21 protein-coding genes and 1 rRNA gene are annotated in these 23,021 nt (G+C 71.4%); 4 read left to right on the forward strand and 18 right to left on the reverse strand.

Annotation, left to right across the window (positions count from 1 at the left end; all coding sequences use genetic code 11):
• The 3 genes from E1267_RS04605 to E1267_RS04615 all read right to left on the reverse strand — a co-directional run.
• A 16S ribosomal RNA gene (locus E1267_RS04605) occupies positions 1 to 77 on the reverse strand; the annotation flags it as partial.
• A 529-nt stretch (positions 78 to 606) separates the two neighbouring features.
• Positions 607 to 840, reverse strand: a complete 234-nt coding sequence (locus E1267_RS45275; RefSeq protein ID WP_181957741.1) for a hypothetical protein — start codon at positions 838 to 840, stop codon at positions 607 to 609.
• A gap of 221 nt (positions 841 to 1,061) precedes the next feature.
• Positions 1,062 to 1,667 carry an HAD family hydrolase gene (locus tag E1267_RS04615; protein WP_246063464.1) on the reverse strand — a complete coding sequence of 202 codons (606 nt, stop codon included), beginning with the start codon at positions 1,665 to 1,667 and terminating at the stop codon, positions 1,062 to 1,064.
• A gap of 32 nt (positions 1,668 to 1,699) precedes the next feature.
• Between E1267_RS04615 and E1267_RS04620 the strand changes: the two genes are divergently transcribed.
• Positions 1,700 to 3,163: a glycosyltransferase family 39 protein gene (locus E1267_RS04620; protein ID WP_246063465.1), complete on the forward strand. Its 1,464-nt coding sequence runs from the start codon at positions 1,700 to 1,702 to the stop codon at positions 3,161 to 3,163.
• Positions 3,164 to 3,222: 59 nt separating this feature from the next.
• Here E1267_RS04620 and tyrS read toward each other — a convergent pair whose 3' ends face one another.
• The gene (gene tyrS, locus E1267_RS04625) at positions 3,223 to 4,488 is read right to left on the reverse strand and encodes a tyrosine--tRNA ligase (RefSeq protein ID WP_132330097.1); all 1,266 of its coding nucleotides are present in this window, start codon (positions 4,486 to 4,488) and stop codon (positions 3,223 to 3,225) included.
• A gap of 195 nt (positions 4,489 to 4,683) precedes the next feature.
• Between tyrS and E1267_RS04630 the strand changes: the two genes are divergently transcribed.
• Positions 4,684 to 4,983, forward strand: a complete 300-nt coding sequence (locus tag E1267_RS04630) for a PH domain-containing protein (protein ID WP_220449341.1) — start codon at positions 4,684 to 4,686, stop codon at positions 4,981 to 4,983.
• On the opposite strand, the gene E1267_RS04635 is transcribed toward E1267_RS04630, so the two are convergent.
• The 14 genes from E1267_RS04635 to E1267_RS04700 all read right to left on the reverse strand — a co-directional run bounded on the left by E1267_RS04635 (position 4,923) and on the right by E1267_RS04700 (position 20,233).
• Positions 4,923 to 5,672 (reverse strand): DNA-3-methyladenine glycosylase, encoded by a 750-nt coding sequence (locus E1267_RS04635; protein WP_132330101.1) that lies wholly within the window; start codon positions 5,670 to 5,672, stop codon positions 4,923 to 4,925. The genes E1267_RS04630 and E1267_RS04635 overlap by 61 nt on opposite strands.
• A complete protein-coding gene (argH, locus tag E1267_RS04640; RefSeq protein WP_132330103.1) occupies positions 5,654 to 7,075 on the reverse strand; it encodes an argininosuccinate lyase in 1,422 nt (473 codons plus the stop codon). Before argH ends, E1267_RS04635 begins: the two co-directional genes overlap by 19 nt.
• A 102-nt stretch (positions 7,076 to 7,177) precedes the next feature.
• Entirely contained in the window at positions 7,178 to 8,377 is a 1,200-nt protein-coding gene (locus E1267_RS04645; protein WP_132330105.1) for an argininosuccinate synthase, read from the reverse strand.
• Positions 8,378 to 8,429: 52 nt separating this feature from the next.
• Complete coding sequence (locus E1267_RS04650; RefSeq protein WP_132330220.1) at positions 8,430 to 8,939, reverse strand: arginine repressor; 510 nt, start codon at positions 8,937 to 8,939, stop codon at positions 8,430 to 8,432.
• A gap of 8 nt (positions 8,940 to 8,947) precedes the next feature.
• On the reverse strand, positions 8,948 to 9,898 hold the full coding sequence (gene argF / locus E1267_RS04655) for an ornithine carbamoyltransferase (RefSeq protein WP_181957742.1): 951 nt from the start codon (positions 9,896 to 9,898) through the stop codon (positions 8,948 to 8,950).
• Positions 9,895 to 11,061: an acetylornithine transaminase gene (locus tag E1267_RS04660; protein ID WP_132330107.1), complete on the reverse strand. Its 1,167-nt coding sequence runs from the start codon at positions 11,059 to 11,061 to the stop codon at positions 9,895 to 9,897. Before E1267_RS04660 ends, argF begins: the two co-directional genes overlap by 4 nt.
• Positions 11,061 to 11,933, reverse strand: a complete 873-nt coding sequence (gene argB / locus E1267_RS04665) for an acetylglutamate kinase (RefSeq protein WP_132330109.1) — start codon at positions 11,931 to 11,933, stop codon at positions 11,061 to 11,063. The genes E1267_RS04660 and argB overlap by 1 nt, the downstream gene beginning before the upstream one ends.
• The gene (argJ, locus tag E1267_RS04670; RefSeq protein WP_132330111.1) at positions 11,930 to 13,096 is read right to left on the reverse strand and encodes a bifunctional glutamate N-acetyltransferase/amino-acid acetyltransferase ArgJ; all 1,167 of its coding nucleotides are present in this window, start codon (positions 13,094 to 13,096) and stop codon (positions 11,930 to 11,932) included. The genes argB and argJ overlap by 4 nt, the downstream gene beginning before the upstream one ends.
• A gap of 67 nt (positions 13,097 to 13,163) precedes the next feature.
• Positions 13,164 to 14,186, reverse strand: a complete 1,023-nt coding sequence (gene argC / locus E1267_RS04675) for an N-acetyl-gamma-glutamyl-phosphate reductase (protein ID WP_132330113.1) — start codon at positions 14,184 to 14,186, stop codon at positions 13,164 to 13,166.
• Positions 14,187 to 14,330: 144 nt separating this feature from the next.
• Positions 14,331 to 14,537, reverse strand: a complete 207-nt coding sequence (locus E1267_RS04680) for a hypothetical protein (RefSeq protein ID WP_132330114.1) — start codon at positions 14,535 to 14,537, stop codon at positions 14,331 to 14,333.
• 104 nt (positions 14,538 to 14,641) lie between these two features.
• Positions 14,642 to 16,684: a bifunctional aldolase/short-chain dehydrogenase gene (locus E1267_RS04685; protein WP_132330116.1), complete on the reverse strand. Its 2,043-nt coding sequence runs from the start codon at positions 16,682 to 16,684 to the stop codon at positions 14,642 to 14,644.
• A 6-nt stretch (positions 16,685 to 16,690) separates the two neighbouring features.
• Positions 16,691 to 17,848 carry an L-rhamnose isomerase gene (rhaI, locus tag E1267_RS04690; RefSeq protein ID WP_132330118.1) on the reverse strand — a complete coding sequence of 386 codons (1,158 nt, stop codon included), beginning with the start codon at positions 17,846 to 17,848 and terminating at the stop codon, positions 16,691 to 16,693.
• 10 nt (positions 17,849 to 17,858) lie between these two features.
• Complete coding sequence (locus E1267_RS04695) at positions 17,859 to 18,176, reverse strand: L-rhamnose mutarotase (RefSeq protein ID WP_132330120.1); 318 nt, start codon at positions 18,174 to 18,176, stop codon at positions 17,859 to 17,861.
• A 128-nt stretch (positions 18,177 to 18,304) separates the two neighbouring features.
• A complete protein-coding gene (locus E1267_RS04700) occupies positions 18,305 to 20,233 on the reverse strand; it encodes a beta-galactosidase (protein ID WP_132330122.1) in 1,929 nt (642 codons plus the stop codon).
• Positions 20,234 to 20,528: 295 nt separating this feature from the next.
• On the opposite strand from E1267_RS04700, the gene E1267_RS04705 reads away from it, so the two are divergent.
• Both E1267_RS04705 and E1267_RS04710 read left to right on the forward strand, forming a co-directional pair.
• Complete coding sequence (locus tag E1267_RS04705; RefSeq protein WP_132330124.1) at positions 20,529 to 21,530, forward strand: LacI family DNA-binding transcriptional regulator; 1,002 nt, start codon at positions 20,529 to 20,531, stop codon at positions 21,528 to 21,530.
• Positions 21,527 to 22,939 carry a rhamnulokinase gene (locus tag E1267_RS04710; protein ID WP_132330125.1) on the forward strand — a complete coding sequence of 471 codons (1,413 nt, stop codon included), beginning with the start codon at positions 21,527 to 21,529 and terminating at the stop codon, positions 22,937 to 22,939. Before E1267_RS04705 ends, E1267_RS04710 begins: the two co-directional genes overlap by 4 nt.
• The last annotated feature ends 82 nt before the right edge of the window (positions 22,940 to 23,021 follow it).

Here is a 23,021-nt window from a genome sequence, read left to right on the forward strand (position 1 = left end):
GGGCCTTTCCGCTCGACTTGCATGTGTTAAGCACGCCGCCAGCGTTCGTCCTGAGCCAGGATCAAACTCTCCAAAAAAGGTCTGAACCCAACCAACAAAAAGGAATCCGTCAACACCAGCCACAAAAGGGCCGATGGACGGGGTTGTGCATCATGCACTGGCTTTTAACACACTGTTGAGTTCTCAAGAAACGCACGCATACATCCCCACCGAGATTCCACTGAACCCAGCTCGGAGGCGTCTTCTTCGCTTACTTTACTTTATCAGCCGACCGATTTCTCCGTCAAACCCGAGGGCTTGTAAAGAACCGACCAACCTTTTTAGGATGACGCACCCCGCTTCCGGGGCAGCCCCCGTAACGTACCGTGCCATCCGAGGCGTGTCGAAACAACCGATTTTTCGGCGATCATGACGCACCCGCGGACGGCTCAGGCCTGAGCGCGCCGAAACGGCTCGGCCGAGCGACTGGTCCTGTCAAAGGGCTTACCCTGGGGCCCGTCCACCTGATCGGTGTCCGGCTCACACCCGGGGCGAACTGAAAGAGTAGGTCACGACCCGCGACACGTCAAGTCGTCCCGTCCGACCAGCGTGGCGGGCGGTCTCGTATCAGAAGTCGCGCTGGTGACGGCCTCGACCATCGGAACAGCGGCGTGGCGGCTCCTCGGTGCCGCATTCGGCCCTGGTCCTCGTTCGATGAGCACCCGCCAGACCGTCAACGGCCTCCACCGCCGCGCGGCCGCTTGAGGTGAGCCCGGTCTCCAGGACGTTGCGGCGCCAAGGACGCGGCGCGCGTTCGACCAGGCCGCGTTCCTCCGGGTTCTTGAGCAGCACCGCGGTCATGGGCTGCGCGCGACGACGCGGCGTCCAAAGTGCCGGGGGTGTCGGGCAGCGCGAGGAGCGCCGCGGTCAGCCGGGCCGGCCCAACGAAGCCTTGTTCAGTGCCTGTGCCCGGTGTCCGCCCGAGCCGTTCGTCGGCAGAAGCTCCCCTGGGCAGGGAGAACACGGGTGTTGATCCGTATGGGCGTTACGAAGCCGACACCCGCCATCCGGGAGCAGGGCGCTCAACGGTGGATCGTGACCTTCTCGGCGAGGGCCCGCACCTGCTCTGGCGACTCGAACAGCTCCGCCGACATCCCCGCCTCTCGCGCGCCGACGACGTTCGCCAGGTTGTCGTCGAGGAAGAGGATGTTTTGCGGGGTCGTGCCGATCCGCTCCGCACACAGTTCGTACGCCCGCCGCCCCGGCTTGGCCGCCCCGATCCGGCACGAGAACGTCACCGAGGCGAACCGCCCCAGCAAGTCACCGTGACGCGATTCCCAGTAGGGCACCAGTTCCCCGATGATGTTGGACAGCAGGCCCAGCCGGTGTCCCTGATCCGCCAGTTCGTGCACGACCTGGACCATCGACTCGTCCACGTCGGACCAGCTGTCGAGGTCGGCGTCGATGAGCGCGGGCACGTCGGCGAAGCGGGTGCCCAGCCGGCCGGCCACCGCGCCCCAGTACGCGGCGCCGTCCTGGCCTTCGTCGTAGGGCGGCCGGCAGGCCCAGTACGCCTCCCAGAAGGATTCCTCAGGTACGCCCGCCAGTTCGACGAGCCGCCGCCGCTTCTCCGGGGCCTGGGTGCGAGCGATTACGCCATAAAGGTCGAACACCATCACATTGGCCATGCGTCTGACCCTACGACGCGTATCCTGCCCCGGTGACCACTGCTGCCACGCTCGCTCCCCCTGCGCGTCCCGCCGCGCGTGTCCGCACGTCAGCGCCCTGGTGGATGGCATCCCTCGCCGGGATCACGGCATTCTCCGGCACCGGCTCGGCCACTCTCAACGGCGATGAGCTCGCCACCGTCAGCGCCGCCTCCCGGTCGCTGGCCGGGATGTGGCAGCTGGCTCAGCACATCGACGGCCATTTTCTGCCGTACTACCTGTTCATGCACTTCTGGGTGAAGGCGGGCACGGCGGAGGTGTGGTTGCGGTTCCCGTCGGCGGTGGCGATCGCCGTGGCGGCCTGGTTCCTGGCCGATCTGGGCCGGCGGCTGCACAGCGTCCGGGCCGGCGTCATCGGTGCGGCCGTCTTCGCGATCCTGCCCACGGTGTCCTACTACGGAGCCTTCGCCAGGTCTTATGCCTTCGCCGCGGCGGCGGTCGTCCTGTCATTCTGGGCGTTGCACCGGGCGCTCGAACGGCCGGCCGGCCGGCGGTGGGTGCTTTACGGGGTGGCGGTCGCGCTGGTGTGCTCGACGCACCTGTTCGCGGTGCTGGTGCTGCCCGCTCAGCTGTTCCTGGCCCGGCGCGGTGTGCTGACGCGCATGGCCGCGGCGCTGGCCGCAGGGTGTGTTCCCGCCGTGGTGCTGGGGCTCATCGGGTACGGCGAGCGCCACGCCATCAGCTGGATCCCGCAGCGGGGACCGGAGGTGTGGCTGAAGTTCCCGAAGATGGCGGCGGGGACGACCGGGCTCGGCGTGCTGCTGTTCGCGCTGGCCGTGGCAGGGGCGGCGCTGCTGTGGGCGGCGGCGCGCGGGCGCGACCCGGGCGCGGCCGGCGGTCCGTGGCCGTTCGCGCTGGCCGGGTGGCTGCTGCTGCCGCCGGTGCTGCTGCTCGCGGTGTCCCACCTGGTGACGCCGGTCTACGTCGACCGCTACCTGTTCGTCACCGCTCCCGCGCTGGCGCTGCTGGCCGGGATGGCCGTGGCCGCTCTCCCCCGGTTCCACGTGGTGGCCGCCGCGGTGGTCGTGCTGCTGGGGTGCGGGTTGTCGATCCAGGAGCATGCGGACGTACGCGAAGAGAACGGGCGTTTCGAGAACATCCCGTGGGCGCTGCGCGTGATCAAGGCCGAGCCCGACGATGCCATCGTGTACGGGCAGAGCCAGCTGCGCTCGGGCTTCGACTACTATGCCGACTCCCTGATGCCGGTCGACGTGCTCAGGACGGGTGACGCCCCCGATCCCGGAGGGTTCGGCTATCCGGAGCGCTCCGATGTCTCGGCGGCGCTGCGACAGCACGATCGGGTGTGGGTCGTCTGGCGCGGGACCAAGAAGTCGGGGCTGGAGGGCGACGGCATCGACCGGGTCGAAGAGGTGCGTCAGGCGGGCTTCGAGCTCGACCTCGCCAAGCACTCGGGCGACCTGCCAGGGCTGACGGTGACATTGTTCGCCCGCCAGTGAACGCCGCGGCAGGACAGGCGGGCCCTGCGTGACGCGGAGGGCCCGCCTCCCGCGGCCGTTCAGCCGACCTCGACGCCGCCGATCGACTTCTTGCCGCGGCGCAGGACCATGTAGCGCCCCGCCAGCAGGTCATCGGAGGTCGGCACGTAGGACTCGTCGGTGATCTTCAGGTTGTTGAGGTAGGCCCCGCCCTCCTTGACCGCCCGCCTGGCGGCCGACTTCGACTCCACGAGACCGCTGTCGGACAGCAGGTCGACGAACGACGCTCCGAGCGAGTCGACCTTGGCCTTCGGGACCTCGGCGAGCGCGGCGCCGAGCGTGGTGGCGGGAAGCTCCTCCAGCGCGCCCTGCCCGAAAAGCGCCTTCGAGGCGGCCACGACCGCGTCGAGCTCGCGCCTGCCGTGAAGGAGCTCGGTGAGATCCTCGGCCAGCGCGCGCTGGGCCTCGCGGGCGAACGGGCGTTCGGCGACGGCCTTCTCCAGCTCCTCGATCTCCTCGCGGCTCTTGAACGTGAACACCTTGAGGTAGTGGATCACGTCGCGGTCGTCGGAGTTGAGGAAGTACTGGTAGAAGGCGTAGGGCGAGGTCATCTCGGGGTCGAGCCACAGGGCGCCGCCCGCCGTCTTGCCGAACTTCGTACCGTCGGCCTTCGTGATCAGCGGCAGGGTGAGCGCGTGGACGTGCGCGCCCTCGATGCGGCGGACCAGGTCGGCGCCCGCCGTGATGTTGCCCCACTGGTCGCTGCCGCCGATCTGCAGCGTGCAGCCGTAGCGGCGGTAGAGCTCCAGGTAGTCGTAGGACTGCAGGATCTGGTAGCTGAACTCGGTGTAGCTCAGGCCCTCACCCGACAGGCGCGCGGACACGGCCTCCCTGGCCAGCATGCGGTTGACCGGGAAGTGTTTGCCGATGTCGCGCAGAAAGTCGATCGCGGTCAGCTCGCCGGTCCAGTCGAGGTTGCTCACCATGAGCGCGGCGTTCTGCTGCGCGTCGAAGTCGAGGAAACGGCCGACCTGACCGCGCAGGCGGTCCACCCACTCCGCGACGACGTCGCTGGAGTTGAGCGCACGCTCGGTGTTGCGCCCGCTGGGGTCGCCGATCAGGCCGGTCGCGCCGCCGACGAGGCCGATCGGGCGGTGCCCGGCGAGCTGGAAGCGGCGCAGCGTCAGCAGCGGCACGAAGTGGCCGACGTGCAGCGAAGGAGCGGTGGGGTCAAAACCGGAATAGACCGTGATCGGTCCCTTGGCCATGGACGCGCGCAGGGCGTCGAGGTCGGTGGACTGCGCGATCAGGCCTCGCCACGCGAGGTCATCGAGAATGTCGGTCACGGTGCCGGCTTTCCAGTAGACGGGTTGACATCGATTCGGTACAAGCGTGCCTGATCGCTCGGGCAGGCCGCCACTTGGATACGCTTCGTGTCCATGTGGAGGGTCCGTCGCGAGCTGGCTGTTTTGAAGATCTTAGGGGCTCTGGCATGCGCCGGGCTCGGCCTTTACTGGTGGGCGGGGGCCGACGTTGGCGGCATGATCCTGGCCGTTCCCGCCACCGTGCTGATCGGCGCGATGGGCCTGCGCGACCTGCTCGTTCCCGTACGGCTGGCGGCCGACGACAGCGGGATCACCGTGGTGCACGGATTCGCGGGCAGGCGGCACGTGCCGTGGGAGGCGATCTGGGACATCAAGGTCGACGTACGCCGGCGGTGGGGCCTGCGCAGCGAGATGCTGGAGATCGACACCGGCGATTTCCTGCACATCTTCAGCTCTCACGAGCTGGGCGCCTCCCCCACGGAGGTGGCCGCGGCGTTGCGGCGCCGCGGCACGTGAGCGCGGTAGGGCGAGACGGTCGGGTCGCCGTCGATCCAGAACCGCCACGGCGTCTCCTTGGCCGTCGAGATGCCGGTGCGGGGGCCCGACCTGATGGCGGCCGGCTCCGCGGGGCTTCCCTCCAGCATGATGACCGAGCCGTGCGGGACACCGGTGAGCCGGTGGTCCTGCGTCGACAGCGCCTCCGTGTCGCCCTGCGCGCCCGGCCGGATCGCGTCGATGCCGTTGTGCTCGCGCAGCAGGCCGAGGGCGACCGTGAGCCTGGCCGGCCCGCGGGCGAGATCACGGTCCGCGACCCGCCGGCCGCCTCCCGCGGAGGCCTGACCGCCCATACGGCGGGCGCGGGCGACGTCGAGGCCCGCCACCACCTCGCCCGCCCGCAGCAGCACCGCCGAGCCCGAGCCGTCCGGCAGGCACACGAGGTTGGCACAGAAGTGCATGCCGTAGGTGAAGTAGACGTAGACGTGACCGGGCGGGCCGAACATGACGGCGTTCCGTGGGGTCCTGCCGCGATAGGTGTGGGCCGCGGGGTCCTCTCCTGGGCCGCCGTACGCCTCGACCTCGGTGAGGCGCACGGCGACGGGGCCGTGCACGAGGACGCGCCCGAGCAGGTCGGGCGCCACCTCGGGCGACGGCCGGTCGAAGAAGCTCCGCGGCAGCGGGGCGGAGCTCAGCTGCCCGCCGCCCATGCCGCCTGCGCGTCGACGGACTCGCGGAGCGCGACGAGCTGGTCGCGTACGCGGTCGGGTGCGGTGCCGCCGTGGGCCTTGCGCGCGGCCAGCGCGCCCGGCACGCTGAGCACGTCGCGGACGTCCGGCGTCAGGTGCGGCGACACCTTGGCCAGTTCGTCGTCGGTCAGCTCGCCCAGGTCCTTGTCGTTGACCTGGCACCACACGACGAGGTGTCCGACCGCCTCGTGCGCCTCGCGGAAGGCGACCCCGCGGCGTACGAGCAGTTCGGCCAGGTCGGTGGCCAGCGCGAACCCGTCGGGGGCGGAGGCCTCCATGCGGGCGGTGTTGACCCGCATCGTGGCCACCAGGCCGGCCATCGCGGGCAGGACCAGCAGCAGCGTGTCGACCGCGTCGAACACCGGCTCCTTGTCCTCCTGAAGGTCGCGGTTGTAGGTCAGCGGCAGGCCCTTGAGCGTGGTCAGCAGCGCCGTCAGGTCGCCGATGAGCCGCCCCGACTTGCCGCGGGCCAGCTCGGCCACGTCGGGGTTCTTCTTCTGCGGCATGATCGACGAGCCGGTGGAGTAGGCGTCGTCCATCTCGATCCAGCGGAACTCCTGCGAGGCCCACAGGACGATCTCCTCGCCCAGTCTCGACAGGTGGACGCCGATCAGCGCCGCGGCGAACAGGAACTCCGCCGCGAAGTCGCGGTCGGCGACGGCGTCCATCGAGTTGGGCGCGGCGGAGGAGAAGCCGAGCTCCTCGGCCACGGCCTGCGGGTCGAGCGGCAACGACGAGCCCGCCAGGGCGCCGGCGCCGAGCGGGGAGACCGCGGCGCGCTTGTCCCAGTCGGTGATCCGGTCGACGTCGCGGGCGAAGGCGTGCACGTGAGCCAGGAGCTGGTGGCCGAACGAGACCGGCTGGGCGTGCTGCAGGTGCGTCATGCCGGGCGCGGCCGTCTCGGCGTGCTGCTCGGCCTGCGCCATCAGCGCCGTCTCCAGCTCGACCAGGCGGGAGACGATCGTGCGGGCGTGGTCACGGAGGTAGAGGCGCAGGTCGGTGGCGATCTGGTCGTTGCGCGAGCGGCCGGCGCGGAGCTTGCCGCCGAGCGAGCCGAGCCGCTCCAGCAGGCCGCGCTCCAGCGCCGTGTGGACGTCCTCGTCGGCGACCGTCGGCCGGAACTCGCCGGCCTTGCAGGCCCGCTCGAGGTCGTCGAGCGCGCCGATCATGCGCTCGAGCTCCTCGTCGCTGAGCAGCCCCGCCCTGTGCAGCACCCGGGCGTGCGCCCTGGACGCCGCCAGGTCGTACGGCACGAGCCGCCAGTCGAAGTGCACGCTCACCGACAGCCGGGCCAGCGCGTCGGACGGACCTCCTTCGAAACGTCCGCCCCACAGCCGCATCGGCTTGCCATCACTCACCGTCATCTCCTCCGTGCCGTGTTCGATGATCGCGCCCGCTTCGTGGTCGCCGGCATCGTGTCTCGCGCTCCCCGAGCTCCTGCGCTCCCGGCGCGACCTTAGTGCAACTCAGCGCCTTCTCGCGTCGCGCGCGGCCGCGATCTTGGCCGGGAGGGAGAAGAGCTGGACGAAGCCCTTGGCCAGCGACTGGTCGAACGTGTCGCCTGTGTCGTAGGTGGCGAGCGAGAAATCGTACAGGGAGTCGTCGGAGCGGCGGCCGGTCACGGTGGCGTTGCCGCCGTGCAGGATCATCCTGATCTCGCCGTTGACGTGCTTCTGGACGTCGGCGATGAGGGCGTCGAGTGCGCTCTTCAGCGGCGAGAACCACAGGCCGTCGTAGACGAGCTCGCTCCAGCGCTGGTCGACCCCCCGCTTGAAGCGGGCCAGGTCGCGCTCGACCGTGACGCTCTCCAGCTCCTTGTGGGCGGCGATGAGCGCGATCGCGCCCGGCGCTTCGTACACCTCGCGCGACTTGATGCCGACCAGGCGGTCCTCGACCATGTCGATCCGGCCGACGCCCTGCGCGCCCGCGCGCCGGTTCAGCTCGTCGACCACCTGGAAGGGGGTGAGGTCCCGGCCGTCGACCTTGACCGGGACACCCTGCTCGAACGTGATCACGACCTCGTCGGCCGGGCGCGGCTGCCGGGGGTCGGCGGTGTAGGAGTAGACCTCCTCGGTAGGGCCGTTCCAGATGTCCTCGAGGAATCCGGTCTCGACGGCGCGGCCCCAGAGGTTCTGGTCGATGGAGAACGGGTTCTTCTTCGACGTCTCGATGGGCAGGCCCTTGGCCTCGGCGTACTCAATGGCCTTGTCGCGGGTCCAGGCGAAGTCCCTGGCGGGGGCGATGATCTCGAGGTCGGGGGCCAGCGCGGCCAGGCCGGCCTCGAAGCGGACCTGGTCGTTGCCCTTGCCGGTGCAGCCGTGGGAGACGATGGTGCCGCGGAAGCGTTTGGCCGCCGACACCAGGTGCTTGACGATGAGCGGGCGCGACAGCGACGACACCAGCGGATAGCGGTCCATGTAGAGGGCGTTGGCCTGCAGGGCGGGGACGCAGAAGTCGGCGGCGAACTCCTCCCTCGCGTCCACGACGACCGACTCGGCCGCACCGCAGTCCATGGCCCGCTTCTGGATGAGCTCCATGTCCTCGCCGCCCTGGCCGAGGTCCACGGCGACGCAGACGACCTCGGCGTTCATCTTCTCGGCGAGGTAGGGGATGGCGACCGAGGTGTCGAGACCGCCGGAATATGCGAGAACCACTCTGTCGGGCATTGTGCTTCGTCTCCAGTGCTGATGTTCGGGAAGTCCGTACGGCGCGGCCCACTCACGGCGGAGTGGGCGGACTACGTCGGTCGGCCACCTTCAGCAGCGCGTCGGCGACCGCCTGACCGCCCGCCGGGTCGCGGCTGATGACGAGGATCGTGTCGTCACCCGCCACGGTCCCGAGGATGGACTCCCAGTCAGCGTGGTCGATGGCGGAGGCGAGGAACTGGGCCGCGCCCGGTGGGGTGCGCACGATGACCAGGTTGGCCGAGGCCTCGGCCCCTACCAGCAGTTCCTCCGCGATGCGGTGCAGCCGGGCCGCCGGGGACTCGCCGGTGCCGAGCCTGGCCAGCGGGATGCGGCCGCCACCCTCGCCGGGGAGCGCGTACACCAGCGAACCGTCCTCGGCGCGCAGCTTGAGCGCGCCGAGCTCGTCGAGGTCACGCGAGAGCGTGGCCTGGGTGACCTCGACGCCGCTCTCGGCGAGCAGCTTGGCCAGCTCGGGCTGGGAGCGCACGGCCTGCCGCTGCAGCAGGTCGGTGATCTTCGCCTGCCGCGCCGCCTTGGTCATCGGGATGATCACGCGGTCTCCGGCGCCCTGTCCGGGCCGGCGTGCGCGGCCAGCCAGTGCAGGAGCGCCTTCTGGGCGTGCAGGCGGTTCTCCGCCTGGTCCCACACGACGCTGCGCGGGCCTTCCAGGACCTCCTCGGTGATCTCGTTGCCGCGGTAGGCGGGCAGGCAGTGCAGCACGACCGCGTCGGGCGCGGCGTGGCCGAGCAGTTCGTCGTTCACCTGGTACGGCATGAGGGCGGCGACCCGCGCCTCCTTCCCCTCCTGCCCCATGGACACCCACGTGTCGGTGGCGATCACGTGCGCGCCCTCCGCCGCGGCCGCCGGGTCGGACAACGCGACGACGGAGCCGCCGGTCCTGGCGGCGATGGCGGCGGCCTGCTCGAAGACGACCGCGTCGGGCTGGTAGCCGGCCGGGGCGGCGATCCGTACGTGCAGGCCGGCCGTGGCGCCGCCGAGCAGGTAGGAGTGGGCCATGTTGTTGGCGCCGTCGCCCAGGTAGGTCAGCGTGAGCCCGGCCGTGCGGCCCATCCGCTCGTGGACGGTCTGCAGGTCGGCGAGGATCTGGCAGGGGTGGAACGCGTCGGTGAGCGCGTTGACGACCGGCACCCGCGAGTGGGCGGCCATCTCGTCGATGAGCTCCTGCCGGGAGGTGCGCCAGACGATGGCGGCGACCTGCCGGTCCAGCACCCTGGCCAGGTCGGCGGTGGGCTCGCCGCGGCCCATGAGCACCGAGACGTTGTCGACGACCAGCGGCAGGCCGCCGAGCTCGCCGATGCCGGTGTGGAACGAGATGCGGGTCCTGGCGGAAGGCTTGTCGAACAGCACCGCGACAGTGCGCGGCCCCTCGAAGGGACGGTAGCCGAAACGGTCCTTCTTCATCGCGGCGGCGAGTTGCAGCACCTCCGACTGCTCGCCGGGCGACAGGTCGTCGTCCCTGAGGAAGTGACGGATGGTCATGCTGCCGCCTCCGTGAGAATCCGCGGGTACGACGCCACCAGGGCGTCGACCTCGTCCGCCGTCACGACGAGCGGCGGCGCCAGGCGCACCGCGTCCGGCTGGAGCGCGTTGACCAGGAAGCCGGCCGCCGCGGCGGCCTGCTGCACCTGGGCCGCGCGTGGCTCGCGCAGCACCGTGGCCAGCCACAGGCCGCGCCCGCGCACCCCGGCGAGCAGCGGGTGGTCGACGGCCTCCAGCCCTTCGCGCAGCCGCGCGGCCACCGACCTGACGTGGCCGAGGTCGAGGTTGTCGAGGACGGCCAGCGCAGCGGCGCAGGAGACCGGGTTGCCGCCGAACGTCGAGCCGTGGTCGCCCTTGTCGAACAACCTGCCCACGTCGCCGAAGCCTACGCAGGCGCCGATGGGCAGGCCGCCGCCCAGGCCCTTGGCCAGGGTGAGGATGTCGGGGGTGACGCCGTCGGCCTGGTGGGCGAACCAGTGGCCGGTGCGGCCGATGGCGGACTGGATCTCGTCGGCGACCAGCAGCGCGCCGGTCGAGTCGCAGATTTCGCGGGCCGCCTCGAAGTAGCCGTCGGGCGGCGGCACCACGCCGGCCTCGCCCTGGGTGGGCTCCAGGAAGACCGCGATGCAGTCGCCGGTCACGGCCTCCTTGAGGGCGTCGGCGTCGCCGTAGGGGACGAACCGTACCTCCACGGGGAACGGGCCGAACTGGTCGCGGATCGCCTTCTTGCCGGTCAGGGAGAGGGCGCCGATCGTACGGCCGTGGAAGCCGTTCTCGGCGGCGACGAAGTAGGAGCGGCCCTCGCGCCGCCCGTGTTTCAGCGCCAGCTTGTACGCCGCCTCGTTGGCCTCGGTGCCGGAGTTGGCGAAGAAGACCTTCGCCGGGGCGTCGAGCATGCCGAGGAGCCTCTCGGCGAGCAGAACCTCCGGCTCGTGCAGGTACAGATTGCTGGTGTGCGCGAGCGTGGCGACCTGCCGGGAGACGGCCTCGACCAGTGCGGGGTGACCGTGGCCGAGCGAGCTGACCGCGATGCCGCCGATGAAGTCGAGATATTGCCTGCCGTCGACGTCCCACACGCGGGTGCCCTCGCCCCGGGCCAGCGCCACAGGGGGGACCCCGTAGTTGCCCATGAAGGCTTTCTCGAACCGTTGGAACAGGTTCATCAGGGCATCACCATGGTTCCGATCCCTTCGTTGGTGAAGATCTCCAGCAGCATCGAGTGGGGCACGCGGCCGTCGAGCACGTGGGCCCGGGGCACGCCGCCTTGCACGGCCGTCAGGCAGGCCTCCATCTTGGGTACCATGCCGCTGGACAGCGTGGGCATCATCGTCGCGAGCTCGTCGGCGCTCAGCTCGTCGATCACGTCGGTGTCGTCGGGCCAGTGGGCATAGAGGCCCTCCACGTCGGTGAGCACGATCAGCTTGCGGGCCTGCAGGGCCACGGCGAGCGCGGCGGCCGCGGTGTCGGCGTTCACGTTGTAGATCTCTCCGTCGTCTCCGCGCGCCACGCTGGAAACGATCGGGATGCGGCCGTCGTCGAGCAGCGCGCCGACCGCGCCGGGCTCGACCTTGATGATCTCGCCGACCTGGCCGATGTCAACCGGCTCGCCGTCCACGACCGCGTGTTTGCGCACCGCGGTGAACAGGTGGGCGTCCTCGCCCGACATGCCGACGGCGAACGGGCCGTGCCGGTTGACCAGGCCCACGATGTCGCGGTTGACCTGGCCGACCAAGACCATCCTGACGACCTGCATGGCCTCGGGCGTGGTGACCCGCAGCCCGGCGGTGAACGTGGACTCGATGCCCAGCTTGTCGAGGGCGCTGCTGATCTGCGGGCCGCCTCCGTGCACGACGACCGGCCGCAGGCCGGCGTGGCGCAGGAAGACGACGTCCTCGGCGAAGCCGGACTTGAGCGCCTCGTCGGTCATCGCGTTGCCGCCGTACTTGATGACGACGGTCGCGCCGTGGAAGCGGGTCAGCCACGGCAGGGCTTCGATCAGCGCTTCTGCCTTGGTGTGCGCGGTGGTCCGTCTCATGAGGAGTACGCCGAGTTCTCGTGGACGTAGGCGGCCGTCAGGTCGGTGGTGTGCACGGTCGCGGTGTGCGGCCCCGCCGACAGGTCGATGGTGATCGTCACGTCCCTGGGGCTCATGTCCACCTTGTCGCGGTCGTCGCCCACCGCGCCGCCCCGGCAGATCCAGATGCCGTTGATGGCGACGTTGAGGCGGTCGGGCTCGAACTCCGCGTCGGTGGTGCCGACGGCGGCCAGGACGCGGCCCCAGTTGGGGTCCTCGCCGTGGATGGCGCACTTGAGCAGGGTGGACCGGGCGACCGCGCGGCCGACTTTCACCGCGTCGTCCTCGCCGGCCGCGCCGACCACCTCGATGGCGATGGCCTTGGAGGCGCCCTCGGCGTCGACGAGCAGTTGCCTGGCGAGGTCGGCGCAGACCTCGGTGACCTTCTGCTCGAACTCGTCGAGGTCGGGCCTCACTCCGGAGGCGCCGCTGGACATCAGGAGCACGGTGTCGTTGGTCGACATGCAGCCGTCTGTGTCGAGCCTGTCGAACGTGACGGCCGTGGCACTGCGCAGCACGACGTCGAGCTCGTCGCCGGTCAGCTCGGCGTCGGTGGTGATCACGCAGAGCATCGTGGCCAGGGCGGGGGCGAGCATGCCGGCGCCCTTGGCCATCCCGCCGACCATGTAGGCGCCGTCCTCGTCGGCGCCGCCGCGTTTGAACGAGATCTTGGAGACCGTGTCGGTCGTGCGGATGGCGTCGGCCGCGGCCAGGCCGCCGTCGCGGGCGAGCTGGGCGGCGGCGGTCTCGACGCCCGCCAGCAACTCGTCCATCGGCAGCCGCTCGCCGATGAGGCCGGTCGAGCAGACCGCGACCTCGCCCGCGGAGTCCTCCAGGAGCGCGGCCACCTTCTCGGCGGTGGCGTGCGTGTCCTGGAAACCCTCGGGGCCGGTGCAGGCGTTGGCGCCGCCGGAGTTGAGCACGACGGCGCGCAGCCGCCCGCCCGCCAGGACCTGCTGCGACCAGAGCACGGGTGCCGCCTTGACGCGGTTGGCGGTGAAGACGCCCGCGGCGGCACGGTTGGGCCCGTCGTTGACGACGAGAGCGAGATCGCGGGCGCGGCCGGGCTTGATCCCTGCGGAGACTCCCGCGGCCCTGAAACCTAGGGGTGCCGTGACGCTCATGCCACCGCCCCTTGCGGGGAAGGGAGCGGAGAGCTCCCGCGTTCGTCGGTCGGTTCGCTGCGCTTGCTCAAGGTGCGACTCCTGTCAGGGGAAGGCCGAGCTCTTCCGGCAGGCCGAGGGCGAGGTTGACGCTCTGGACGGCGCCCCCTGCCGTGCCCTTGGTGAGGTTGTCGATGGCGATGACGGCGACCACGCGGCCCGCACGCTCGTCGAGCGTCACCTGCAGGGCGGCGGCGTTGGCGCCGTAGGTCATCGCGGTGGCGGGCCAGACGCCCTCCGGCAGCAGCCTGACGAAGGGCTCACCCTTGAGTGCGCTCTCGTACGCCGTGCGCAGCGACTCCTTGGTGAGGCCGGGAGCGGCCGGGGCGTAGCAGGTGGCGAGGATGCCGCGGCTCATGGGGACCAGCGTCGGGGTGAACGAGACGCGTACGGGAGCGCCGGCGACGGCCGACAGCCCCTGCTCCATCTCGGGCGTGTGCCGGTGGGCGCCGCCGACGGCGTAGGCGCTCGCCGAACCCATGACCTCGCTGCCGAGCAGGTGGGGCTTGAGCGACCTGCCCGCGCCGCTGGTGCCCGAGGCGGCGACGACGACCACGTCCGGCCCGGCCAGCCCGGCGGCGAACGCGGGTGACAGGGCGAGCAGCACGGAGGTCGGGTAGCAGCCGGGGACGGCGATCCTGGTCGCCTGCCTGAGCACCTCGCGCTGTCCCGGCAGCTCGGGCAGGCCGTAGGGCCAGGTGCCGGCGTGCCGGCCGCCGTAGAACTCCTGCCAGGCGGCGGGGTCGGCGAGGCGGTGGTCGGCGCCGCAGTCGACGACCACCGCCTCCTCGCCGAGGGCGGCGGCGACGGCGGCCGAGTGGCCGTGCGGCAGCGCGAGGAAGACCACGTCGTGCCCGGCGAGCGTGCCGGCGGTGGTCTCGTCGAGAACGCGGTCGGCCAGCTGGGGCAGGTGGGGCTGGTGGGCGCCGAGGCGGCTGCCCGCGCTGGACGCCGCGGTGAGCGCCCCGATCTCGAACTCTGGATGGCCGAGCAGGAGGCGGAGCAGTTCCCCGCCCGCGTAGCCGCTGGCCCCCGCGATCGCCGCTCTCATCCCGCCGCCTCCTGCATATTCATGCATCAAACCTCATGACCTTGCTTGTGAAAATGATGCACCGGCGAGGATGAATATGCAAGCCGCTGTGAGCCCCGCGACCGCGTCGTGAGGCCCGGCGGGCCTCCGGTGACGCGTGCAGCGCTACCGCCCCGCGATGGCGGTGACGTGGCCGGGTGAGGGCGCGCGGAAGCCGGGCCCGCGCAGGCGGACCCGGTGGGTGATCAGGGCGGGAGCGCGCCGTCCTGCCATCTCGAGGGCCGGCCTGGCGGCGACGGCACGGGCCTGTCCGGGCAGGGCTGACCCGGCACGCGGCTGCCGGCATGAGGGATGCCGGGCGGCTCCTTGCATGCCTTCACCTATGACCCGGCGGCCGCGATGTTAATCCTGGGTATCCCAGAATCTCAGGAGGGGACGTACCGGGCGGGCCGGCGCGAGAGCCCGCCCGGTCCGCGTCAGCGCAGGAAGGCGGCGGCCACGCCCGCGTCGACCGGGACGTGCAGCCCCGTCGTGTGGGCGAGGTCGCCCGCGGTGAGCACGAAGACCGCGGCGGCCACGTGCTCGGGCAGTACCTCCCGCTTGAGCAGGGTGCGCTGGGCGTAGAACTCGCCCAGCTTCTCCTCCTCCACCCCGTAGACGGCCGCGCGGTTGGCGCCCCAGCCGGAGGCGAAGATGCCGGAGCCGCGTACCACGCCGTCGGGGTTGATGCCGTTGACGCGGATGCCGTGCCCGCCCAGCTCGGCCGCCAGCAGCCGCACCTGGTGCGCCTGGTCGGCCTTGGCCGCGCCGTAGGCGACGTTGTTCGGGCCGGCGAAGACGGCGTTCTTGGAGGAGATGTAGACGAGGTCGCCGCCCATGGCCTGGTCGATCATGACCTTGGCGGTCTCGCGCGAGACCAGGAACGAGCCGCGCGCCATGACGTCGTGCTGCAGGTCCCAGTCGGCCAGCGAGGTCTCCAGCAACGAGCGCGACAACGACAGCCCGGCGTTGTTGACCACCAGGTCCACGCCGCCGAAGGCGAGCACGCCCGCGCGCACCGCCGCGGCGACCTGCTCCTCCGACGTGACGTCGACCGCGACCGCCACGGCGACGTCCGGCTCGCGGTGTGCTCCCGCGCCCAGCTCGGCGGCCACCTTCTCGGCGGCGGCCACGTCGCGGTCGGCGACGATCACGCACGCGCCCTCGGCGGCGAGCCTGCGCGCGGTGGCCGCGCCGATGCCGGAGCCGCCGCCGGTGACCAGCGCGACCCGCGTGGCCAGCGGCTTCGGCCTGGGCATGCGGCGGAGCTTGGCCTCCTCGAGCTCCCAGTACTCGATGCGGAACTTCTCCGACTCGGGGATGGGGGCGTAGGTGGAGACGGACTCGGCACCGCGCATGACGTTGATGGCGTTGACGTAGAACTCGCCGGCCACGCGGGCGGTCTGCTTGTCCTTGCCGAACGAGAACATGCCGACGCCCGGCACCAGCACGATCGCCGGGTCCGCGCCGCGCATGGGCGGCGAGGCCGGGGTGGCGTGGCGCCGGTAGTAGGCGGTGTAGTCGTCGCGGTAGGCGGCGTGCAGTTCGCGCAGCCGCTCGGCGGCCTGCTCCAGCGGCGCGTCCGGAGGCAGGTCGAGCACGAGCGGCGCGACCTTGGTGCGCAGGAAGTGGTCGGGGCAGGACGTGCCCAGCGCCGCCAGCCTCGGGTGCTCGGCCCGGGAGACGAAGTCGAGCACCTCGGGCGTGCCGGTGTAGTGGCCGACCACGCGCAGGTCGGTGGAGGCCAGGCCGCGGATCACCGGGAACAGCGCGGCGGCGCGGGCGTGCCGCTCCTGCTCGGGCAGCGCCGGGTGGATCACCGGGCCGAACGGGTCCTTGCGGCCGTGCTCGGCGAGGTACGCCTCCGCGGTCCTGATGATCTCCAGCGAGCGGGCCTCACACTCCTCGGACGTCGAGCCCCACGCGGTGATGCCGTGGCCGCCGAGGACGCACCCGATGGCCTGCGGGTTCGCCTCATTGATGGCGGCGATGTCCAGGCCCAGCCGGAAGCCCGGCCGCCGCCACGGCACCCACACCACCCGGTCGCCGAACACGCGCCGGGTCAGCTCCTCGCCGTCGGCGGCGGTGGCCAGCGCGATGCCCGCGTCAGGGTGAAGGTGGTCGACGTGGGCCGCCTCGACCAGGCCGTGCATGGCGGTGTCGATCGACGGCGCCGCCCCGCCCCTGCCGTGCAGGCAGTAGTCGAACGCCGCCACCATCTCGTCCTCGCGCTCGACGCCCGGGAAGACGTCCTTGAGAGCGCGCAGCCGGTCGAGACGGAGCACGGCGAGGCCGGACTCCTTGAGCGTGCCCAGGTCCCCGCCGGAGCCCTTGACCCAGAGCAGCTCGACGTCCTCGCCCGTGACCGGGTCGGGCGCGGCGCCCTTGGCCGAGGTGTTGCCGCCCGCGAAGTTGGTGTTGCGCGGGTCGGCGCCCAGGCGGTGCGATCGTTCCAGCAGCTCGTTGATGACGTTGGACATGGTGGTTCAGGCCCCCCAGCCGGCCTGCTGACCGCCGACGCGCTCGGCGGCGATCTTCTCGAAGTATCCGGACCCGGCGTACGCGGCCATCGGGTCGGGCGCGAGGCCCATCTCCTCCCGCAACTGTGCCAGCAGCGGGCGCACGTCCGTGTCGTAGGCGTCCATGAACACGGCGTTGGCGGCCAGCACGTCGCCCTCGGCCTGCGCCGCCGACAGCGCGTCGCGGTCCACCAGCAGCGCCTTGGCGGTGGCCTCCTGCACGTTCATGACCGAGCGGATCTGGCCCGGGATCTTGGGCTCGATGTTGTGGCACTGGTCGAGCATGAACGCCACGCCGGCCTCGGGGTCGAGCCCGCCGCCGCGGACGACCTCGTACATGATGCGGAACAGCTGGAACGGGTCGGCGGCGCCCACCATGAGGTCGTCGTCGGCGTAGAAGCGGGAGTTGAAGTCGAAGCCGCCGAGCTTGCCCTCGCGCAGCAGGAACGCCACGATGAACTCGATGTTGACGCCCGGCGCGTGATGGCCGGTGTCCACGACCACCTGCGCCTTGGGGCCGAGCCTGACGCAGTGGGCGTACGCGGTGCCCCAGTCGGGCACGTCGGTGGCGTAGAAGGCCGGCTCGAACAGTTTGTACTCCAGCAGGAACCGCTGGCCGTCGCCGAGCCGCCCGTAGACCTCGGCCAGCGCCTCGGCCAGGCGGCCCTGGCGGGCCCTGAGGTCGTCCTGACCCGGGTAGTTGATGCCGTCGGAGAACCACAGCTTGAGGGTGCCGGAACCGGTGGCGTCCATGATGTCGACGCACTCGAGCAGGTGGTCGGTGGCCTTGCGGCGCACCCGCGCCGACGGGTGGGTGACGCTGCCGAGCATGTAGTCGTCGTCCTGGAAGACGTTGGAGTTGATGGCTCCGATGCCGACGCCCAGCTCGCGGGCGTGCCGGGCGAGGTCGGCGTAGTCGTCCACCCTGTCCCACGGGATGTGCAGGGCGACCGTGGGGGCGATGCCGGTGTGGGCGTGCACCTGGGCGGCGTCGGCGAGCTTCTCGTACGGGTCGCGCGGCACCCCCTTCTGGGCGAACACCTTGAACCTGGTGCCGCTGTTGCCGTACGCCCAGGAGGGTGTCTCGATGTGCTGCGCCCGCAGCACGGCCTTGATGTCAGTCATTACTCCCCGATCAGTCCAGGTGGAAGACTTCGGTCAGCGGTTTCATGCCCTCGTCGGGGCGGCCGTCGAGGTCCTCGAAGAACGGCGCCATCTCCGCCTGCCAGCGGGCGTTGACCTCGGTCTCGGCCATGGCCTTCTGGGCGGCCTCGAAGTCCTCGGTCTCCAGATAGCCCACGAGCAGGCCGTCGTCCCTGAGGAAGAGCGAGTAGTTGTGCCAGCCGGTGCGCGACAGCGCCTCTCGCATCTCCGGCCAGACCTCGCGGTGGCGCTCGCGATATTCCGCCAGCCGCTCGGGGCGGACTTTCAGCAGGAAGCAGACGCGTTGCACCGGCACTCCCCTCAAAACGTTTTAATGTTTCGCCAGGAAACTATGATTTCCCGCTGCCCGCTGTCAATGCGCACCCGGCCCTCCCGCTGTCCCGGCGCAGGTGGGACGCCGGGACCGCACGTCGCGACTCAGCGGGTGACCACGCGGACGTCACCGGCCGCCACGGTGACGGATTCGCCCGACGCCGTGGTCACGACGGCGTCCTCGGCCGTGTGGTTGATCGCGAACAGGTGGGAGCGGCCCCCGGGGTGGGAGCGCCGCACGACCTCGACCCCCGGCGGGCACGTCGCGGGCGGCCTGACCTCGGCCTCGGCGCAGACCGCGGCGATCACCTCGGCCAGCGCGCCGTCGTCGAGTCTCGTGGTCAGGTAGTGGGCGGCGCCCTCGCCCCACACGTTGCGGGTCCAGGCGGGCTCTCCGGTGGCGTACGTGTCGAGCACCTTCGCGCTGGTGGCGTGCGCGAGCTCGCTCCACACGCCGCCCGACCCGCCCGAGGCCAGCGAGATCGGGCCGTCCAGAGGGAAGAACTCCTCGACGGTGACGCCCAGCAGGTCGCGCCACGCCCCCGGGTAGCCGCCGAGGCGCACCCTGTCGTGCTCGTCGACGATCCCGCTGTACGGGCCGACGAGCGTCACGCCGCCCGCCCGTACGAACCCTTCCAGGTTGGCCGCCCCCGAGTCGCTCACCAGGTAGAGCGCGGGGACAAGGACCAGGCGGTAGCCCGTCAGGTCGCCCTCGGGGTGCGCCAGGTCGCAGGTGAGTCCGGCCCGCCACAACGCGGCGTGCCAGCGTTTGGCCTCCTCCACCGGGTCGAGCTCGGACGAGGGCTGGGCGGGATGGTCCTGCGCCCACACGCTGGAGTGGTCGATCAGGATGGCGGCGTCGGCCTTGACCCTGCTGCCCGCCACCTCGGCGAGCCCGGCGAGTTCGGCCCCGAGCGCGCTCACCTCGCGCCAGACCTTGGTGTCGACGCCGGCGTGCGGGAGCATCGCCGAGTGCCACTTCTCGGCGCCGGCGCGCGAGGCCCGCCACTGGAAGAACATGATCCCGTCGGCGCCCCTGGCCAGGTGGGCCAGCGAGTTGCGGCGCAGCTCGCCGGGGGCCTTGGCGCGGTTGCGCGGCTGCCAGTTGACCGCGCTGGTCGAGTGCTCCATCAGCCACCAGGGGCGGCCGCCGTTGAGCGAGCGCGCGTAGTCGGCGGCGAAGGCCAGGTCGATGTGGGGTTCCTCGCGGGCGCCGATCAGGTAGTGGTCGGTGGAGACGACGTCGAGTTCGGCGGCGAAGGCCCAGCAGTCCATGTCCCAGTGGGCGCCCGCCATGAGGTTCGTGGTCGCGGGCACGCCCGGGCTCAGCTCCCGCAGCAGGTCGCGTTCGGCGACGTAGAGCTCGACGAGCGCGTCGGAGCTGAACCTGCGAAAGTCGAGCTGCTGTCCGGGGTTGGGGAGGCTCGGGGTGTCACGCGGCGGCAGGATCTGCGCCCACTCGCCGTAGTGCTGGGACCAGAACGCGGTGCCCCAGGCGTCGTTGAGCGCCTCCAGTGAGGCGTAGTGGGAGCGCAGCCAGGCACGGAACGCGGCGGCCGAGGTGTCGCAGTAGCAGCGGGCGTTGTGGCATCCGTACTCGTTGTGCACGTGCCACAGGGCCAGGGCCGGATGGTCGCGGTAGCGGGTGGCCACCTGCTCCGTGATGCGCAGCGCCTTCTCGCGGTAGATCGGCGAGCTGGGGCAGAAGCCCTGCCTGCTGCCGTGGTGCAGCCGCCGGCCGGCGGAGTCCACCGGCAGCGCCTCGGGATAGGCGTCGCCGAACCAGGGCGGAGGGGAGGCGGTCGGCGTGGCGAGGTTGGCCGCGATCCCGTTGGCGGCCAGCAGGTCCATGACACGGTCGAACCAGGCGAAGTCGAACACGCCTTCGACGGGCTCCAGCAGCGACCAGGAGAAGACGCCCACGCTGACCCGGTTGACGCCGGCCTCGCGCATCAGCGCGACGTCCTGCTCCCAGGTCTCCTCGGGCCACTGCTCGGGATTCCAGTCCCCGCCGTAAGCGATGACATCCGGCATGAAGCCTGCCTTTCGAGTTGCTGTTAGCGCTCACAGCTGGTGACGCCAGATTCACGGAGGGATTAAAACGTTCCGCGGCGTACGGCACAAGCCCCGGGTCGCCCGGGCAGGCACCTGCAGGATGTCGTCTGCGCATCGGCGGCCGGCCCGGGTCACAGGCGCACCCTCTAATAGAACGTTTTACTTCCTGCGCGGGAGGTTAGGGTTCCCTGGACGGCAGTGTCAACGCGGATCGCCATGGCAACCGGTGTCGCGAGCTGGCGTGAGGATCGTTAGTACGTTTTAATGAGGGCCCATGGCCATGGTCAGCATCAAGGACGTCGCCGCGCACGCCGGCGTCTCCCCCGGCACGGTCTCCAACGTACTGAACCGGCCAGGAAAAGTCGCGCCCGCGACCAGGGAGCGGGTGGAGGCGGCCATCAGCGAGCTCGGGTTCGTCCGCCACGGCTCCGCCTCGACGCTGCGCGCCGGGCACAGCAGGACGATCGGCCTGAGCGTGATCGACATCGGCAACCCCTTCTTCACCGAGGTCGCCGCCGGGGTCGAGGACGTCTCCAGCGAGCTGGGCTACGCCGTGATCCTCGGCAACTCGGCCGGCTCGCAGGACAAGGAGGACCGCAACCTGCGGGTGCTGGCCGAGCACCGCGTACGCGGCGTGCTGATCACCCCGTCGGGCGAGGACCCCGCGCGGCTCGACCGGCTGCGCGAACACGGCATCAGCGTGGTGCTCGTCGACCACCCCGCGCACCGGCCGGACCAGTGCGCGGTGGCCGTGGACGACGTCGGCGGCGGCCGGGCCGCGGTCGCCCACCTGCTGGCCCAGGGCGCGGCCAGCGTCGCCTACGTGACCGGCCCGCTGACCATCCGGCAGTGCGTGGAACGCCAGGAGGGCGCGAGGACCGCGATGCGCGCCGCCGGGCTCGACCCCGCCGGCCTGCGGGTGATCGAGTCGATGACGATGACCGCCCGCGCGGGCGAGAAGGCGGCCTCCGACCTGATCGCGAGCGGCCTGCCCGAGTCCGTCTTCTGCGCCAACGACCTGCTGGCCCTCGGCGTGCTGCGGGCCCTGCTGCGGAGCGGGGTGCGGGTGCCCGAGGACGTCGCGCTCATCGGCTACGACGACATCGACTTCGCCGCCGCCTCGACCGTCTCGCTCAGCTCGATGCGCCAGCCGACCTACCAGCTCGGCCGTATCGCCACCGAGCTGCTGCTCGACGAGTGCGACAACCCGGAGACGCACGCGCACCAGCACATCATGTTCCAGCCCGAGCTCGTCGCCAGGGAGTCCACGCAGTGAGCCACCGTTTCGCCGCCGTCGATCTGGGGGCCTCCAGCGGCCGGGTGATGCTGGCCGACCTGTCCGACGGGCTGAGCCTGGCCGAGGCGCACCGGTTCGCCAACGGCCCGGTGCGCGTGGCGGACCGGCTCCACTGGGACATCCTCGGCATCTACCGGGAGATCCTGGCGGGACTGCGCGCCGCCGGGCCCGTCTCCTCCGTCGGCGTGGACTCGTGGGCGGTCGACTACGGGCTGCTCGACGAGTCGGGCGGGCTGATCGGCAACCCGGTGCACTACCGCGACGACCGCACGCGGGGGGTGCCCGAGCGGGTGGCCGCCCTGGTGGGCGCCGAGGCACTGTACGACGTGTCGGGCCTGCAGGTGCTGCCGTTCAACACCCTCTACCAGTTGCTGACGGACCGGCTCGACGGCGCCGCGACGATGGTGCTGATCCCCGACCTGATCGGTTACTGGCTCACCGGCGAGCTGGGCGCGGAGGTCACCAACGCCTCGACGACGGGGCTGCTCGACGTGCGCACCAGGTCGTGGGCGTGGCCCCTGATCGAGCGGCTCGGGCTGCCCGCCCGCCTCTTCCCGCCGCTGCGGCAGCCCGGCGAGCCGATCGGCGGGCTGCGGCGCGACGTGGCCGGGGAGATCGGCTGGTCGGCCCCCGTGAGGGCGGTGGGCTCGCACGACACGGCCTCGGCGGTCGCGGCGGTGCCCGCGTCGGGGCCGGCCTTCGCCTACATCTCGTGCGGCACGTGGTCGCTGGCCGGCGTGGAGCTGACCGGCCCCGTGCTCACGCCGCAGAGCCGGGCCGCGAACTTCACCAACGAGGCCGGCATCGACGGCACCGTCCGCTACCTGCGCAACGTCATGGGCCTGTGGCTGCTCCAGGAGTGCGTGCGCGCCTGGCCCGGCTCCGACCTGGGCGAGCTGCTCAAGGCCGCGGCGGCCGAGCGGCCGTTCGCCGCCGTGGTCAACCCCGACGAGCCGGTGTTCCTGCCGCCGGGCGACATGCCGGCCAGGATCGCGGCCGAGTGCCGCCGCAGGGGCCAGCGGCCTCCCGCCTCACCCGCCGCCTACACGCGCTGCGTGCTGGAGAGCCTGGCGCTCGGGCACCGGCGGGCCGTGCGCCAGGCGATGGAGCTGTCGGGGCGCGACGTCGAGGTCGTGCACCTGGTGGGCGGCGGGTCGTACAACGAGTTGTTGTGCCGGCTCACCGCCGACGCCTGCGGGCTGCCGGTGGTGGCGGGCCCGGCGGAGGCGACCACGCTCGGCAACGTCCTGGTGCAGGCGCGCGCGGCCGGGCTGGTGTCCGGTCTGGAGGAGATGCGCTCGCTGGTCGCCTCCTCCCAGCCGCTGCGCCGCTACGAGCCGTCCGGCGACGCCCGGCTCTGGGACGAGGCCGCGGCCCGCGTCTTCTGAACCGTCCTGACCTGCGTTTTCCGGTTTCCGTCCTCGCCGGGCAGGGCACGAGTCGGTCCGGGGGACATCGGGTGTGCGGAGC

It is taken from the genome of Nonomuraea longispora (assembly GCF_004348345.1).
Taxonomy (GTDB): domain Bacteria; phylum Actinomycetota; class Actinomycetes; order Streptosporangiales; family Streptosporangiaceae; genus Nonomuraea; species Nonomuraea longispora.